We start from the raw sequence: 15873 nt of genomic DNA, 5'->3' as shown, positions 1-15873 counted from the left end.
TTACAGATTTAAACATTTTTATTTAAGTGATTGGAAAGCTTACTAAGAGTGCTTATAAATTGTTTAAGTTCTTGCCTATCTAAGTCACTCACTAAACCTGCTTGCCACTCATTTGCTAATGGCACAATTTGTTCATGCAGACGGTTCCCCTCAACGGAAAGTGATAACAAACTTGCGCGTTTGTCCTTAGGGTTTTCCTTTGCTGTTATGAGGTTTCTGGTCAATAGCGACTTTACTGCTCGAGACACCGTTGATTTATCCATTCGTGCCATATCACATAATTCTTTGGCAGTGCGCTCACCATATTGCGCTAAATTCGCAATTATCCGCCATTGTGGCACGGTTAAATCGAACTGCTGTTGATATAGCTCACTAAACTGCTCACTCATTTGCATTGCAATATTAGTTAGTGAATAAGGTAAGAACTGTTTTAAATCGAGCGTTGTTTGATTATCTGTCGTCATAGCTGCACTACTGTCAAAAAATATTTACACAAGTAAATTCAGTGTAGTTTGAATTTAGTCTCACATGAGAGTATCTTACCTAAAACCTTTCAGGAGTCTAGTGATGAATAACGAATTACAATATATGACAGGCTTTGGTAATGAATTCGAAACCGAAGCATTACCCGGTGCATTACCTATCGGTCAATTCAGCCCGCAAAAAGTTAAATACGATTTATATGCTGAGCAGTTCAGTACTACGGCTTTTACAGCGCCCCGTGCTGATAACCGTCGCACTTGGTTTTACCGCATTCGCCCATCAGTAGTACAAGGTGATTACACGCCAATTGATAATGGCCTTATTCGCACCGCTCCTATTACAGAAGTGCCAACACCACCGACGATGCTGCGTTGGGATCCAATCGACATTCCTACGAAGCCAACCGATTTTATAGATGGTTTAGTCACTATGGCTGCAAACGGCAGTGCCAATGCACAAATAGGTATTGGTATTCATATTTATGTCGCTAATAAATCAATGCAACACCGTTACTTTTATAATGCTGACGGTGAAATGTTATTCGTGCCGCAACAAGGTGAGCTATTACTTAGAACCGAGTGCGGGATACTCACCGTTCGTGCAGGCGAAATTGCCGTAATTCCTCGTGGCATTAAGTTCGCAGTTGATTTGCTTACAGATACAGCCCGTGGCTATATCTGTGAAAACTATGGCCATGCCTATATTTTACCAGAGCGCGGCCCAGTGGGTGCCAATGGTTATGCTAATGACCGTGACTTCCACTACCCTGTAGCCGCTTTCGAAGATATTGAAGGTGATTTTGAACTCGTTGCTAAATTCAATGGCAATATGTTCCGTTGTGATATTGGCCACTCGCCATTAGATGTGGTTGCTTGGACGGGTAACAGTGCACCTTACAAGTATGACCTTGCTAGATTCAATGTTATGAATACAGTAAGTTACGATCACCCAGACCCATCAATCTTTACTGTATTAACATCACCATCGGGTACAGAAGGTGTCGCTAATATCGATTTTGCTATCTTCCCTCCACGCTGGATGGTGGCTGAAAACACATTCCGTCCACCTTATTACCACCGTAATATCATGAGTGAGTTTATGGGCTTAATCGAAGGTGTGTACGATGCCAAAGAGCATGGCTTTGTACCAGGTGGTTCTAGCTTACATAATTGTATGTCGCCACATGGTCCAGAAGCCGATGTATTCGAAAAAGCATCAAATGCTGAACTTGAACCACAACGCTACGAAAACACCTTGGCATTTATGTTCGAATCGCGTTACGTTATTTCACCAACTAAATATGCCCTTGAAGGTAAAGAGCGTCAGCCTAATTATACTGACTGTTGGCGCACTATTAAAAAACATTTCACAGGTAAACAGGACGTATAATGAAACTTTATAGCTATTTTCGTTCATCAGCTGCATATCGAGTACGCATTGCGCTTAATTTAAAGAACATTGATCACGAGTTGGTGACAGTTAATTTATTAAAATCCGAACAGCAAAGCGACGAGTACCTAGCTAAGAACCCTCAAGGGTTATTGCCTGCATTAGAAACTGAGCAAGGTGTACTTGCGCAATCGCTGGCTATTTTAGAGTGGCTAGAAGAAACTCATCCAGAAACGCCTCTTTTAACAGGTGATGCATGGCAAAAAGCTCAGATCCGTAATTTATGTTATGCCGTAGCGTGCGATATCCACCCTATCGATAATTTGCGCGTATTAAAATACTTGGCTAACGATCTTGGTGTTGATGAAGAAGCAAAAACAACCTGGTATAAGCATTGGGTAGAAGTTGGCTTTCAGAGTATCGAAAAGTTACTTGATGAAGCGAACACGTTTTGTGTGGGCAACAAACCAACGCTTGCAGATGTGTGCTTAGTGCCGCAAGTATTTAATGCCTTGCGCTTTAAGGTTGATATGACCAAGTACCCTAAAATTGCTGCGGTATATGAGCAATGTAATAAGCTTGATGCCTTTATAGATGCTGCACCACAAAACCAGCCAGATGCAATTTAAGCTTTAAGGTTTGTATTTAAAAAGGCCCGAACATTTCGGGCCTTTTATATTTGTTATCTTAGCGCTGAGTTAATCACACTCACATGGTTAATTAAATCGAGCCCTAAGTCGGTTAAGTAGCCCCCATCAGGACTGTCAGTAATACCTTTATCATAAAGCCGTTTTGCTGCATCTTTAATTGAGTTTTCGGCATCGGAGTGTATTTTAATTCCCTGCATTTGAGAGTTACGAGGAAATTTTGCAAGCAGGGTTAGTTCATCGATCATATTTTTATCAAATTGCATGTGTTCACCTTTTTATTATTTATTCCTTGTCATAAGCTTAGTGTAGTTATACAAATCTGCCCAACGGGAGGCGTATTTTGTTAAAGAAAATTTTACTGTTAAGTACTTTGTTTACTTTAGGGTTTCTAAATCAAGCGCACGCTAAGGAAAAACCATTAATCGTGCTTGATGGTCAAGAGGCGTTAAACAATGAAAAAGTGTGTTGGTATGAAAATAAACGCTATACCGAAGGTGCCTATATTGTCGTTGGCGAGATGACCTTAATTTGCAGCGCCAAACAGCCTAATTTTTCAAACAGTGATTTGGCGTGGCTCAGACTAAATGCTAATGGCGAGATTATTTACCCTAAACAAACGAAAACGATTCACGTCAATTAGATTAAAACGCACAGATAGGGTACTATTGCGCGGTTGCAAATAACCTAAGATTTATCATGGACAATCAACCAAATAATCCGTTACATGGCGTTAAATTAGCCGACATCGTTACTAAACTTGAAGAAAAACTTGGTTGGGAAGGTATGGCAGCGCACGTCGATGTACGCTGCTTTCAAAATGACCCAAGTGTAAAGTCGAGTCTTAAATTTTTACGAAAGACCCCTTGGGCACGTGAAAAAGTAGAGCAGTTATATATTGATACCTTTATCAATAATGACCTAGCTGATGATGGCACTTTCCAATGGAAAAGCATCAAAAAGTAACCACTTAATCTTCAGCAGCTACAATCACCGAAAGCGATTTCGGTGATATCTCCACCTCTAGTTTATCTGCGGTTTTCACCTCACCATCAATAACATAGCTCAACCCTTTTGCTGCTTGTACTGTCACTCGTTTAGCATTTGTGTGGTGACTGTTAATAGCAAAACTAGTTTGTGTAATACTCGAGAACACTAACTCCGCAATACTTAAAGTACTCGCTTTAGAATCGGCACTAGGTGTTAGCCAGTTAACATCCAATAAACCATCTTGGTGATCTGGCTGCCCTGCAGATTGAGCAAGTAAAGTAGTAAATGGCGCGGCGTTGGCGATGATTAAACTGGTAGTATTGATTGTTTGCTCATCGTTATTATCAATAGTAACAATATAGTCTTGCGCTTCATGCTCACCTAATGCTTGCCAAAACCCTTGTAAATAAGCTAATTGCCCAGACTCATTTTTAGCATCACGATGGGCTTTTTCAATCATCTTTTGTTCAAAACCAATTCCTGCAAGTAATAACATACGCTCGCCATTACACACAGCGGTATCTATCCGACTCGCCTGCCCTTCAATAATAAGCTCACACGCCTGCTCTACCGGAATAAGCTTCGATTTTATACCCATCAACACATGAGCGAGCGCATTGGCAGTACCTAAAGGAATAATACCCAATTTACAGTCTGTATTAACAAGTACACTTGCCACCTCTGTTACTGTACCATCGCCACCACAGGCGATGACAACATCAGGGTTCAATTCAAGTGCTTCTTTAGCTAACTCAGTACCATTTACCTGTTCCGATGTTGTATAAACAGTTAAATCGTAATACTCAGACAAACGAGATGTAATTTGCTTACGTTTAGCTTCCCACAGTTTTGTGCCAGAAACAGGGTTAGCAATGAGCACAGCTTTATTTTTGATTAATAAGTCACCTCTACGATGGCGGCGCACTAGATGACGCAGCTGGCGCTTGTTTAAATTCGCAGTTTCTCTAGTTTCTTTAATTTGTGCGAGTACTTGGTGTACATCGGCATCTTTATTTTGGCTAAGTAAGTAAGCAGCCATCACAAATACAGAACGGCCACGCCCTAAAGCGCAATGCACTACCACACGTCTATCTGCTTTTACTTGATGGTCAATCCAATTAATCGCTTGGTGTAGTTGCGCGCGTGTTGGCACGCTATGATCAAGAACAGGGATATTTAAATAACGAATATTCTCTTGGGTAGAAGACCATTCAAGGCCATCAAACTCGCAAGTTACATCTAAAATAGCCGTAATACCCATTTCTTTCATAGTGTCTATATCGGAAGGAAATAAACGACAGGCTAAAAATAAATGCTCATTAATTTGCTGTAATGGCGGTACTTTATCGTGTTTACGCGACCAAGCATTGTAAAGCTGTGCACCCAACAAAAAGGGGATAAAAGCCCAACGAATATAAATAGGAATAACGCCATTTTCACGTTTTCTAAAAATACGCGCGATATTAAAAAAATATGCGCCACTGACTAATAGTAACGACAGTGCAGTCCAATAAAAAAACAGTGCAAAATACACAATTTCTACGCGAATAGCCGCAATTATAAATACAATCGCTAATGCTAAGTAACTAAATGCTGCCCACATAATCACTCCTTGTTATTCTAATTGCACAATACCTTGCAAATTTCACTCCATATAAAGCCATTTAAATAGCTTTATAGACTATGAAAAATCAGCAACTTAGCAATTGTTAAAAAGCTTACCAATTTAGTTTAGGACATTTTTTCACTACTTTATGAATAACTTACACAAATTTACATAATATTCACATGTAAGTTTGCCTTGTCTTGCAACCCTGCTACGCTAACTAATGGAAAAGAATTACTTTTACAAAATTAAACCATTCTTTTTGTAAAAACATAAATGAATTGCATCTAAAACTGTCAGCTAATCGTTATTAATAATAACAAAGGAAATCTATGGAAAACGATGAATTATTAACCCTATTAAGTGCTACAGCTAAAGGCGATAAAATTGCTTTTGGTCACTTATATCAGAAGACCAGCGCAACACTTTTCGCAATAAGTCTTAAGATGCTTGGCAATCGAGCGCACGCCGAGGAAGCTTTACAAGATGCTTTTGTTAAAGTTTGGCATAACGCAAGTGAATATCAATCATCTAAAGGCGCTGTTATGTCTTGGATGATCAGCATAGTTAGATATCGAAGCCTAGATATGATTCGCCATCACAAAGTGCGTAAGGAACAAACTCTTGTTGATGAAATTGATCATTTAGATGATTTACCTATTGATATTAATTATCAAGACAACAGCAAATTGGTAGATTGTATCGAACAGCTTGATCCTCAGCAAAGACAGGCTATTCATTTAGCATACTATAGAGGTTTGACTCATCACGAATTAGTTGACCACATCGCGACACCGCTTGGAACAGTCAAAAGCTGGATCCGACGTGGTTTACAGCAACTACAAAGGTGCTTAACGCTATGAATTATGAAAATCAAACACTCATTGATATGTTAGCGGCTGAATATGTACTGGGGACATTACGTGGTTCAGCAAGAGATAGATTCACTCGGTTAATGCTAACTTCAACGCGGGCACGTGAAGCAACTTGGATGTGGGAACAACACTTGAACAACCTTGCAAGTTCAATAGAATCTGTGCCTCCAGATGAACATGTTTGGCAGAAAATTGTTAGCAGGATCGATCCTCAGGTAATACCTATAACAAGCAAGCCAAATAAATCTAAATCATCAATATTACAAGCTTGGTCACTCATCGCTACGGCTGCATGTATAGTGTTAGCTTTAATTATTTGGCAACCTCAGGAAATAACGAAAGTTAAATCAGAACAAATAGCCCTTTTTAAAAATGAGGCTGAACAACCCCTTTGGTTTATTGATGTAAAAGATGAAAACTTATCGATTCGAGCTGCAACAGCACTTGTTCCGCGCACTGATAAAGATTATGAGCTATGGATGATCTTAAAAGGTAAAGATGCGCCGGTTTCTTTAGGTTTACTTCCAAAATCGGGAACACTTGAATTACCAAAACACATAGAGTTTGATGCGACAGAAATTTCACTACTCGCTATCAGTTTAGAGCCTCTAGGAGGCTCGCCAAATGGCTCTCCAACCGAGGTACTTTTCACTACAGAACTCATTATTTTGTAAATTAAAAGCCGTGTTTAAACACGGCTTTTTACTTTTTTCTAAAAAACTTTAACTTTTTTGCATCCAATAAGATTGCCAGTACGTTACTTGCAATGACTTATTTTACAACTAAGGAAAAAGTCATGAACAAAGTAATACCATCTCTAATCACTATTGCAGTATGTAGTACCTTATTCACTTCTATTTCTGAAGCATCTAGCCACCGAGAAGCCCCTAATATTACGCGCTTTCCAACGTTAGATTCGACTGACTTTTATGCTTTTAATAGTTACGAAGAAGGTCGAGGTGACTACGTAACCTTTATTGCCAATTATATTCCTTTGCAAGATGCCTATGGCGGACCAAACTACTTTGCGATGGATCCAGACGCGACTTATAGCATCCATATTGATAACGATGGTGATGCTGTTGAAGATATGACATTCGCATTTAATTTTAAAAGTATGTTACCGAACAACAATATGGGAGTTGCTCTTACCGTCGGCCCCGAAGGTAATCAAAGAACAGTCGCAGTTCCTCTAAAAAATGTTGGTGGCGTTTCAGCAGGCAATAATGCTGCCGTTAATTTCAGTGAGTCATATACTGTGAGTGTAATTTCTGGCTCACAACGTTCCGGCACAAAAAGCATGCTGACAAACACCACCAATAGCAGCAACGATTTTTATAAACCTCTCGATTACATTGGTAATAAGACATTCTCTTCAATGGCTTCATACCAAGAGTACGCAAATCAATTTGTTTATAGTGTCGCACTGCCTGGATGTGATGGCATGGGCAAAGTGTTTGTAGGTCAAAGAAAAGACCCATTTGTTGTGAATCTAGGCAAAACATTTGATTTAGTTAATTACGTCCCTGTTGAAGGTGATAGTGCGCCAGGTGCAGGCGATGGTGGTGGATTCCCAGGCGGGATTACACAAACAGCTGATAATGATGACTTAGCTATGAAGAATGTCACTGCAATTGCTGTAGAAGTACCAAAAGCCTGTGTAATAGGTGAAGGGAATGGCACAATTGGTAGCTGGACAACTGCAAGTTTGCCCCAAGCACGCATTTTAAATCCTAATGCCGCATTTGCAAAAACTTCGGTAAATGGCGGTGCTTTAACGCAGGTTTCGCGTCTTGGTAACCCATTAGTGAACGAATTAGTAATTGGCCTTAAAGATAAAGATACATTTTCTACTTCAGCACCTGCCGATGATGGTCAATTTGCCGACTATGTTACCCACCCTTCTTTACCTGAATTATTAAATATTCTCTTTAAAGACGCTGTTAATACGACGTTGGGCACGGATATTGAAACATTGGCACCGACTAACTTCCCACGAAATGATTTAGTCACCGCATTTTTAACGGGTTTCCCTGGTGTAAATCAACTTGCTACAGTAACGCCATCTGAAATGCTTCGCTTAAACACAGCAATTGCCGCAACACCTCAAAATGAGCAATCAGCATTTGGTGTCGCAGGTGATGATTTAGCTGGCTTTCCGAATGGCCGTCGCCCTGGTGATGATGTAGTTGATATCGCATTACGTGTTGTAATGGGCCGTTTATGTTATCCGATCCCTGTTAATGGCACAGACACAGATCTTGGTTTGTGTACATCAGATGATGCAAGTGTTGGTAATGTACCTTTCACAGATGGTGCGCCTCTTGATGCAAGCATGATGGATAGCAGTTTCCCATACCTTGCTACTCCAATTGCTGGTTCTAAATAAACAGGAGAGTCATTATGTGTAAATTACAACTCTCAAGTATCACACTCATTGTATTGTCTGGTTTACTAGTCGCTTGTAACGATAGTGATAGTAAGAAAAATATGGATACTGAAGTCGTTAATTCAGCACCTAGCGCAGAAGATGCAATGGTAACCACTCAGACTGAAACCGTTATTAACGACATGCTCGAAGGCTCAGACCCTGATGGCGATACGTTAACGTTTAGTTTAGTGAGTGAGCCAAGTTTAGGTACTGTAAATGTAAATACGGATGGTAGCTATATTTATACGCCAAACCTAGAGACTGTCGGTTCTGATAGTTTTCAATTTGCAGTCAGTGATGGTGTGAATAGTCAGGTAACAGCAACAGTAAGTATCACCATAGAGACCTTACAAGTTGACTTTGCAACGCTTGGTCGGGCCGCATTTATTCAAGATGTAAATGATGAACCTCTTCGATTGAATGGTCGAGAATTTATTAATACAGGTTCTGAGGCAAATTTTGATGATCTATTAAACGGGAATTAGTTTTTAGCTTGGCCACGGATGGCTATTTCTGGAGCAATCATGAAATATCTTTTATACATAGCTTTCGTTTTTAGCACTTACACTCATGCGGATCCTTATATACCAAATGATAAAGATGTTATAGCCTTATCAAGCAAACCGAAAGAAACTGAATTCACTAAAGAACAACTAACCGCCTTATTTAATAAAAGCCAATTTGTTGGTCAAACAGAAACAAATCAAGGTATGTTAAAAAGCTATTTAGAAAAACAAATTACTCTAACCGAAGATCCCGATATACATTATTTTTATGCTCGCTTACTACAAAGAGAACATGAGTTTGAAACAGCAATTAATATTCTGACAGAAGTTATCTCACGCAAACCTGATCATACGAATGCTATTTTATTAAAAGCAAATTTACTGATGGTTAAAGGTCGATTTGAACAAGCACTTGCACAGTGTTTATCATTATTTGGTTTAGTTGGACTGGAAACTATTTCTACCTGCTCTCTCGATGTTAAGAGTCAAACAGGTGAACTTGAGCAAAGTTATCAAGCTTTACAAACCATTGTAAAAGAATCGTCAATGACTAGAAACACGCGTCATGTGCTCGCCGAGATGGCCTATAGGTTAGGCTATCCAGAACAAACGATAACTTACCTCAGTAACCTTGACCTAAAAACAGCCCCTGTCAGTTTAGTTGTTCTATGGGCTGACGCTCAAATGGCAAAGAAAAACCACCAGATAGTATTATCAACGTTAGCAAGTTTAACTGCTGAAAATACTAACTTGGAAGACGCTATATTATTACGCCTAGCGCAAGCTGAAAAAATTGAGAAGCAATCAGATAAATGGCAAGAAAAAATGAGAAAGCGAGTGATACTAAGAGAACGGCGTCAAGACACCTATCATGCCAGTGATTTAGCTTTGTATTACTTAACATTAGATAAAAATAATGTAAAAGCTAAATACTGGGCAGAAATGAACTGGCAACAAGCTAAATTAGACAGTGATAAAAAACTTTTAGCACTCACTAACACTAGCAATTAAGGAATTATCATGAAAATCTTAGCAGCGGCTCTTTTATTTTTAATAGCATGTAGCTTTAAAATAAACGCCCATCAATTAAGTACAGCGTATCTTAACTTAACAAAAACCGAAAACGAGCAGTTAGTGTTAAAAGGGCAATGGCAAGTTGCTGTTATTGACTTAGAACATGTTATACCTTTTGACATTAACACAAATGATGTAATTACATGGCAAGAGATCAAGAGCCAAAAAGAGAGTATTTTAAAATACTTAGCTAAACATTTGGTTGTGAATCAGAATGACATAGGCTGTAAGCTGCATAATGAGGGGGATTTAAAAATCGACTCACATTTTAATGAATCATATATTGTCGTGCCTGTTCAAATAACCTGTCCTACTACACAAGCATTCACCATAAACTACAGTGCGTTGTTTGAAGTTGATGCTAATCACAAGGCAATTGCTGACATTGCAAACTTTAGTAGAGTGTTCACGTTAAGTGAAAATAATCAATCATTTGACACCAATTCACCTAATTAGTACGTCGATTTATAGGTATGAAAACCCTATGCTACTAAGGCAAAATTTCGTTTTGTAAATCGATTTATTGCCATTAAATTTAGTTCGTAACTATCTAAAGCTTTAGTAAGCGCTAGTAGATGCGCTTTATTCAAAAGGTAGTAACAAGGTTTTCATTGTTGGGCGAAGTGCTTTAAGTAATTCATTAATATCTAGATCTGGGTTCAGCATTTTGCGTAGTAAAAGCCCCCCCATCACAGAAAACATCACTTCGATACGAGCATTCACTTCTTCAAGTGCCGTTCCTTGTAACGGCCCTCTTTCACCCACTAATAATTCGCGCATTGAATCACGGGCGTGGCTATCTGACTCACGCAGTAAGTTAGCGACTTTTTCATTACGTGCTGCCTCGGCAAGCATTTCTAAATCAAGCGCACCTTGACTCAAATCGGTATGGCGCTCAACGCCTCGGTCAAGACCATCTAGCAGAACAGTGACACGATCGCCGGGTTTATCAGCAAACTCTTTAAAGATTGAGAACATTTCTTCCATATCACGTTCAACAATCGATTCTATAATTGCTTCTTTACTGGCGAAGTAATTATAGATATGGCCAGCACTCATACCCGCAGTCTTCGAGATTTCCGCCATTCCCGCGCCATGATAGCCTTTACGTCGAAAACAATCTGCCGCGGCACAAAGCACTTGATTACGTCTTGCCTCGGCAAGCGCAGGGTCATTGTGTCTTTTTGTTTTTTGCGTCATGGTTTCTCCAAGCTTTACTGACTATGGTTAACTTTAATTTAAATAAGGTTTACAGGATCTTAATCTTAGAGGAGAGTCAAAACAACTAAGATCCTGCAAAACCTTAAATAAATTATGCTTTTGCTGATTTATTGCACAGTATTTTGTGCATTCCAGCCGCCGCCCAGTGCTTTATACAAATTAATTTGGCTCGCCAAATACGCTTGCTTACCCAAAATTAACTGTTGTCCTGCACTGTACCAATTTCGTTGTGCATCCAATACTTGCAAGTAGCTGTCTGCGCCTTTTTGAAAACGCGCATCCGATAAAGTAAAAGATAGCTCATTACTTTGGTACAAATCATTCAGGGCATCTAGCTGGTGCATATAACCTTCACGGTCAGCAAGGGCATCAGAGACTTCTTTAAATGCCTGTTGAATGGTTTGCTCGTAACTGGTTATTGCCATTTCTTGCTGTGCTTTTGCAACATCGAGATTAGCTTGATTGCGACCCATATTAAAAATAGGCAAGTTTACTGAAGGTACAAAACTCCAAGTACCTGAACCTGAATCAAAAAGATTACTCAAGTCAGCAGAAGCTGTACCCGCATTCGCGGTTAAACTGATGCTTGGATAGAATGCCGCTTTTGCCACACCAATATTTGCATTGGCTGCCAATAAATCATGCTCTGCAGCTTTGATATCAGGTCGCTGAGTAAGAAGCTCTGACGGTAACCCTACTGGCACATCCGGTAAACTCAGTACATCATCAATATTTTGTGATGGTAATAAATCCGCAGTCACGGTTTTACCCACTAAAAAGTCGAGGGCATTTTTATCGCGCTTTAATAAACGCTGATAGTTTGCGATATCAACTTTCGCGGTTGCTACTGTGCTTTCAAGTTGCGATAGCGTTAACTGAGAGGCAGCACCTAGAGCAAATGTTTTACGGGTTAGCTCTAAAGACTCCTGCTGAGATTTTAAAGTCTCGTTTGCTAAAGCCAATAGCTCTTTGTCAGTCGCATAGTTAAGCCATGCATTCACTAATTCAGAAATCAAACTAATGCGAACACTGGTTAAACTGTACTCAGCAGCATATAGGTTTTGCAAAGCCTGCTCGGATTGGTTGCGTACTTTGCCCCAAAGATCAATCTCATAAGCGGTTAAGCCAACAGTTGCTGAATAGTTTTCAGAGATAGTTGCTTGACCAGTACCAGATAAATCTGCCGGAAGACGCTGACGGGTTCCCGATGCATTGAGATCAATGCTTGGGTAAAGTGCAGAATCTTCAATCTGATACATTGCTCTAACCTGCTGCACATTCAGTGCAGCAGTTTTAATATCTTTGTTGTTTTCAAGCGTTAGCGCAATTAGTTGTTGAAGTTGCGCATTACTGAAAAATGACTGCCAATTGAGCGCATTGATATCGCCCGCTGTACCTTGAATATCATAGTTTTGAGCAACGGGTAATTCACGTTGCTCCATATCTGGCGCCATATTACAGGCAGATAACATAAGTGCAGCAACAGACACTGAGATAAGTTTAGCTTTCATTATGCCTGCTCCTCATTAGTTGATTTTGTTTTGCCTGGGAATACTCGGCGCACCAGTACAAAGAACAGCGGCACAAAGATTACCACAATGGTCGATGACGCAAGCGTACCGCCAATAACAGCAATACCGAGTGCGTTTTGTGCACCTGAGCCTGCACTTGATGCAATTGCCAGTGGTAGTACACCACACACAAATGCCATTGATGTCATAAAGATTGGACGTAAACGTAGACGAATAGCTGCTACCGCGGCATCGACAAGTTTCATACCTTCATCCATTTTATGAATAGCAAACTCTACAATTAAGATGGCATTTTTTGATGCCAAACCTATGGTGGTTAATAGACCCACTTGTAGATAAATATCGTTTGATAAATTAAATACAAATGACGCAATCGACGCACCAAATACACCAAGCGGTACAATGAGCATAACCGCTGCAGGAACTGACCAGCTCTCATATAACGCCGCTAAACATAGGAATACAACCAATAATGAAAGTGCATAAAGTAATGGCGCTTGACCACCACTTAAACGTTCTTCATATGAAATACCTGTCCATTCGAACGATACACCCGGTGGTAACTTCTTAACTATTTTCTCAACTTCAGCCATCGCTTGACCCGTACTGTAGCCTGGAGCAGCAGCACCTTGGATTTCCATCGCTGAGAAGCCGTTATAACGCTCAAGACGCGGTGAGCCATAAGTCCAATAAGAATGAGCAAAGGCAGTAAATGGCACCATGTCACCATTATTGTTACGTACATACCACTCATCTAGGTCTTCTGGCACCATGCGTGATTCTGGCGTACCTTGTAAGTACACTTTTTTCACACGACCACGGTCAATAAAGTCATTTACATAGCTACTACCCCAAGCCGTTGATAACGTATTATTGATATCTGCTTGCGTTAGGCCTAATGCTTCGGCTTTTGCTAAATCAATATCAAGCTCAAGCTCTGGCTTATCTTCTTGACCATTCGGGCGCACACCTGATAACACCGGGTTTTGTGCAGCCATACCTAAAAACATGTTGCGTGCTTCAAGTAGTTTTTCGTGACCTAGACCAACCCTATCTTGTAAGAACAAGGTGAAACCGTTTGCAGTACCAAGCTCAACAACCGCAGGAGGTGGGAAAGCAAACACGAATGCTTCTTTAATGGTTGAGAAGTACCCCATGGCTTTACCTGCAACCGCACCGACGGTTAGATCAGGGCGTTGACGCTCATCCCAGTGTTTTAAACCCACAAAGCCGATTGCCGCGTTTTGACCAGAACCTGCAAAGCTAAAGCCTGTTACCGTAAAGATAGATTTTACCGCTTCTGATTGTTCTTCTAAGAAGTGATGTTCCATCTTTTCAACAACTTTTAACGTTTGCTCTGTTGTCGCACCGGCAGGTAAGCTGACTTGGTTAAACAAAATACCTTGGTCTTCATCTGGTAAGAATGCCGATGGTAATTGTGAGAAAATAAACACCATGCCACCCACGATTAAACCATAAATAAGTAAGTAGCGTTTACTGTGCTTGATCATACGAGACACAAAACCTTGTGTACCCGAGTTCGTTCTGTCAAAACCACGGTTAAAGCCAAGGAAGAAACGACCAAATAAAGATTTATCGTTATGTACATGACTTGGTTTTAGCATTGTCGCACACAAAGCGGGCGTTAAAATCAATGCAACCAACACTGATAAACTCATCGCAGTTACCAAGGTAATTGAGAACTGGCGATAAATAACCCCTGTTGAGCCTGGGAAGAACGCCATAGGCACGAATACTGCCGAAAGCACCATCGCAATACCAACAAGGGCACCTTTGATTTCATCCATTGATTTACGTGTTGCCTCAAGAGGAGATAAATTCTCTTCAGTCATTACACGTTCAACGTTTTCAACGACGACGATTGCATCATCTACCAGTAGACCGATGGCAAGTACCATCGCAAACATGGTTAAGGTATTAATTGAGAAGCCAAACACTTGCAAGATAGCAAACGTCCCAAGCAATACAACAGGTACTGCAATAGTCGGAATAAGTGTTGCTCTGAAGTTCTGTAAGAATAAGTACATTACCAAGAACACCAGCACAACAGCTTCAATAAGAGTGCTGACAACTTTTTCAATTGAAAGTGATACGAATGGCGTCGTATCGTAAGGTACAACCGTTGTTAAACCTTCAGGGAAGAAAGGCTCAAGTTCAGCAAGCGCCGCTTTAACGCCATCTGCTGTATCAAGTGCATTAGCACCACTAGCAAGCTTAACACCTAAACCTGATGCCGGTTTGCCGTTAAAACGCGCAACAACACCGTAGTTTTCACCACCTAATTCAACATCAGCAACGTCACTTAAACGAACAACTGAACCATCAGCATTGGTTTTTACAAAAATATTTCTAAATTGCTCAGGCGTTTGTAAGCGGCTTTGTGCAGTCACCGTTGCATTTAATTGCTGGCCACTCACCGCTGGCAATGCACCTAGTTGACCTGCTGACACCTGCGCATTTTGAGCACTGATTGCAGCACTAATATCAGCAGGAGTTAATGAGTATTTAAGTAACTTAGCTGGGTCTAACCAAATACGCATTGCGTATTGAGAACCAAACAGCTGTACTTCACCGACACCGTTTACGCGCGAAATAATATCAAGCACGTTTGATGAAACATAATCACCAATATCGATGTTGTTCATGCTGCCGTCTTCAGATACAAAGCCAACAACCATTAAGAAGTTACGAGCCGATTTTGCAACCGAGACACCTTGACGTTGTACTTCTTCTGGTAATAACGGTGTTGCAAGCGACAATTTGTTTTGTACTTGAACCTGTGCGATATCAGGGTCTGTATCTGCACTAAAGGTTAAGGTTAATGTCGCAGAGCCGTTAGACTCAGAGGTTGAAGACATGTAGAGCAAGCCATCTAGCCCTTTCATTTTTTGTTCAATAACCTGTGTAACCGTATCTTCTAGAGTACGGGCCGACGCACCAGGGTATGTGGCTTGAATACTAATTGCAGGTGGTGCAATGGATGGATACTGCGCAACCGGCAAACTTCTAATTGCTAAGATACCTGCCAGCATCACAACGATAGCAAGTACCCATGCAAATATGGGCCGATCAATAAAAAATCGTGACATTAAGTTTCT

General features: G+C 40.4%; 16 protein-coding genes. 10 read left to right on the top strand and 6 right to left on the bottom strand.

Annotated elements, in window-relative coordinates; genetic code table 11:
• Positions 1-8: 8 nt before the first annotated feature.
• A complete protein-coding gene (locus AOG27_RS06455) occupies positions 9-464 on the bottom strand; it encodes a MarR family winged helix-turn-helix transcriptional regulator (protein WP_054552190.1) in 456 nt (151 codons plus the stop codon).
• Positions 465-567: 103 nt separating this feature from the next.
• On the opposite strand from AOG27_RS06455, the gene hmgA reads away from it, so the two are divergent.
• Both hmgA and maiA read left to right on the top strand, forming a co-directional pair.
• The gene (gene hmgA, locus AOG27_RS06450; protein ID WP_054552189.1) at positions 568-1872 is read left to right on the top strand and encodes a homogentisate 1,2-dioxygenase; all 1305 of its coding nucleotides are present in this window, start codon (positions 568-570) and stop codon (positions 1870-1872) included.
• A complete protein-coding gene (maiA, locus tag AOG27_RS06445; RefSeq protein WP_054552188.1) occupies positions 1872-2501 on the top strand; it encodes a maleylacetoacetate isomerase in 630 nt (209 codons plus the stop codon). Before hmgA ends, maiA begins: the two co-directional genes overlap by 1 nt.
• 53 nt (positions 2502-2554) lie before the next feature.
• On the opposite strand, the gene AOG27_RS06440 is transcribed toward maiA, so the two are convergent.
• A complete protein-coding gene (locus AOG27_RS06440) occupies positions 2555-2785 on the bottom strand; it encodes a TIGR02647 family protein (protein ID WP_054552187.1) in 231 nt (76 codons plus the stop codon).
• Positions 2786-2862: 77 nt separating this feature from the next.
• Here AOG27_RS06440 and AOG27_RS06435 point away from each other — a divergent pair, with 77 nt between their 5' ends.
• Positions 2863-3162, top strand: coding sequence for a DUF1496 domain-containing protein (locus AOG27_RS06435; protein ID WP_054552186.1), 300 nt, complete (start codon positions 2863-2865; stop codon positions 3160-3162).
• Positions 3163-3218: 56 nt separating this feature from the next.
• Positions 3219-3485 (top strand): VF530 family DNA-binding protein, encoded by a 267-nt coding sequence (locus tag AOG27_RS06430; protein ID WP_054552185.1) that lies wholly within the window; start codon positions 3219-3221, stop codon positions 3483-3485.
• A gap of 4 nt (positions 3486-3489) precedes the next feature.
• On the opposite strand, the gene AOG27_RS06425 is transcribed toward AOG27_RS06430, so the two are convergent.
• Positions 3490-5112, bottom strand: coding sequence for a diacylglycerol kinase family protein (locus tag AOG27_RS06425; RefSeq protein ID WP_054552184.1), 1623 nt, complete (start codon positions 5110-5112; stop codon positions 3490-3492).
• A 335-nt stretch (positions 5113-5447) separates the two neighbouring features.
• On the opposite strand from AOG27_RS06425, the gene AOG27_RS06420 reads away from it, so the two are divergent.
• The 6 genes from AOG27_RS06420 (at position 5448) to AOG27_RS06395 (ending at position 10457) form a co-directional block, all read left to right on the top strand.
• Positions 5448-5978 carry a sigma-70 family RNA polymerase sigma factor gene (locus AOG27_RS06420; RefSeq protein WP_054552183.1) on the top strand — a complete coding sequence of 177 codons (531 nt, stop codon included), beginning with the start codon at positions 5448-5450 and terminating at the stop codon, positions 5976-5978.
• Positions 5975-6664: an anti-sigma factor gene (locus AOG27_RS06415; RefSeq protein WP_054552182.1), complete on the top strand. Its 690-nt coding sequence runs from the start codon at positions 5975-5977 to the stop codon at positions 6662-6664. Before AOG27_RS06420 ends, AOG27_RS06415 begins: the two co-directional genes overlap by 4 nt.
• Before the next feature lie 122 nt (positions 6665-6786).
• Positions 6787-8379: a DUF4331 domain-containing protein gene (locus AOG27_RS06410; protein ID WP_054552181.1), complete on the top strand. Its 1593-nt coding sequence runs from the start codon at positions 6787-6789 to the stop codon at positions 8377-8379.
• 14 nt (positions 8380-8393) lie between these two features.
• Positions 8394-8906: an Ig-like domain-containing protein gene (locus tag AOG27_RS06405; RefSeq protein WP_054552180.1), complete on the top strand. Its 513-nt coding sequence runs from the start codon at positions 8394-8396 to the stop codon at positions 8904-8906.
• 39 nt (positions 8907-8945) lie between these two features.
• Positions 8946-9938, top strand: a complete 993-nt coding sequence (locus tag AOG27_RS06400) for a tetratricopeptide repeat protein (protein ID WP_054552179.1) — start codon at positions 8946-8948, stop codon at positions 9936-9938.
• Between the two features lie 9 nt (positions 9939-9947).
• A complete protein-coding gene (locus AOG27_RS06395; RefSeq protein WP_054552178.1) occupies positions 9948-10457 on the top strand; it encodes a hypothetical protein in 510 nt (169 codons plus the stop codon).
• Between the two features lie 126 nt (positions 10458-10583).
• Here the strand turns inward: AOG27_RS06395 and AOG27_RS06390 are convergent, their stop codons facing one another.
• The 3 genes from AOG27_RS06390 to AOG27_RS06380 form a co-directional block, all read right to left on the bottom strand.
• Positions 10584-11201, bottom strand: a complete 618-nt coding sequence (locus AOG27_RS06390) for a TetR/AcrR family transcriptional regulator (protein ID WP_054552177.1) — start codon at positions 11199-11201, stop codon at positions 10584-10586.
• A 128-nt stretch (positions 11202-11329) separates the two neighbouring features.
• Positions 11330-12733 (bottom strand): efflux transporter outer membrane subunit, encoded by a 1404-nt coding sequence (locus tag AOG27_RS06385; RefSeq protein WP_054552176.1) that lies wholly within the window; start codon positions 12731-12733, stop codon positions 11330-11332.
• The gene (locus AOG27_RS06380) at positions 12733-15864 is read right to left on the bottom strand and encodes an efflux RND transporter permease subunit (protein ID WP_054552175.1); all 3132 of its coding nucleotides are present in this window, start codon (positions 15862-15864) and stop codon (positions 12733-12735) included. The genes AOG27_RS06385 and AOG27_RS06380 overlap by 1 nt, the downstream gene beginning before the upstream one ends.
• Positions 15865-15873: the final 9 nt, after the last annotated feature.

The sequence above is a fragment of the Pseudoalteromonas lipolytica genome (assembly GCF_001306915.1).
In the GTDB taxonomy this organism is placed as follows: Bacteria; Pseudomonadota; Gammaproteobacteria; order Enterobacterales; family Alteromonadaceae; genus Pseudoalteromonas; species Pseudoalteromonas simplex.
The sequence above is the reverse complement of the archived record's forward strand: the minus strand, read 5'-3'. Positions and strand labels throughout refer to the sequence as shown.

Coding starts and splice junctions, on each gene's coding strand:
- AOG27_RS06455 (WP_054552190.1), bottom strand. CDS start 464: ATGACGACAGATAATCAAACAACGCTCGATTTAAAACAGTTCTTACCT.
- hmgA (WP_054552189.1), top strand. CDS start 568: ATGAATAACGAATTACAATATATGACAGGCTTTGGTAATGAATTCGAA.
- maiA (WP_054552188.1), top strand. CDS start 1,872: ATGAAACTTTATAGCTATTTTCGTTCATCAGCTGCATATCGAGTACGC.
- AOG27_RS06440 (WP_054552187.1), bottom strand. CDS start 2,785: ATGCAATTTGATAAAAATATGATCGATGAACTAACCCTGCTTGCAAAA.
- AOG27_RS06430 (WP_054552185.1), top strand. CDS start 3,219: ATGGACAATCAACCAAATAATCCGTTACATGGCGTTAAATTAGCCGAC.
- AOG27_RS06425 (WP_054552184.1), bottom strand. CDS start 5,112: ATGTGGGCAGCATTTAGTTACTTAGCATTAGCGATTGTATTTATAATT.
- AOG27_RS06420 (WP_054552183.1), top strand. CDS start 5,448: ATGGAAAACGATGAATTATTAACCCTATTAAGTGCTACAGCTAAAGGC.
- AOG27_RS06415 (WP_054552182.1), top strand. CDS start 5,975: ATGAATTATGAAAATCAAACACTCATTGATATGTTAGCGGCTGAATAT.
- AOG27_RS06410 (WP_054552181.1), top strand. CDS start 6,787: ATGAACAAAGTAATACCATCTCTAATCACTATTGCAGTATGTAGTACC.
- AOG27_RS06405 (WP_054552180.1), top strand. CDS start 8,394: ATGTGTAAATTACAACTCTCAAGTATCACACTCATTGTATTGTCTGGT.
- AOG27_RS06400 (WP_054552179.1), top strand. CDS start 8,946: ATGAAATATCTTTTATACATAGCTTTCGTTTTTAGCACTTACACTCAT.
- AOG27_RS06395 (WP_054552178.1), top strand. CDS start 9,948: ATGAAAATCTTAGCAGCGGCTCTTTTATTTTTAATAGCATGTAGCTTT.
- AOG27_RS06390 (WP_054552177.1), bottom strand. CDS start 11,201: ATGACGCAAAAAACAAAAAGACACAATGACCCTGCGCTTGCCGAGGCA.
- AOG27_RS06385 (WP_054552176.1), bottom strand. CDS start 12,733: ATGAAAGCTAAACTTATCTCAGTGTCTGTTGCTGCACTTATGTTATCT.
- AOG27_RS06380 (WP_054552175.1), bottom strand. CDS start 15,864: ATGTCACGATTTTTTATTGATCGGCCCATATTTGCATGGGTACTTGCT.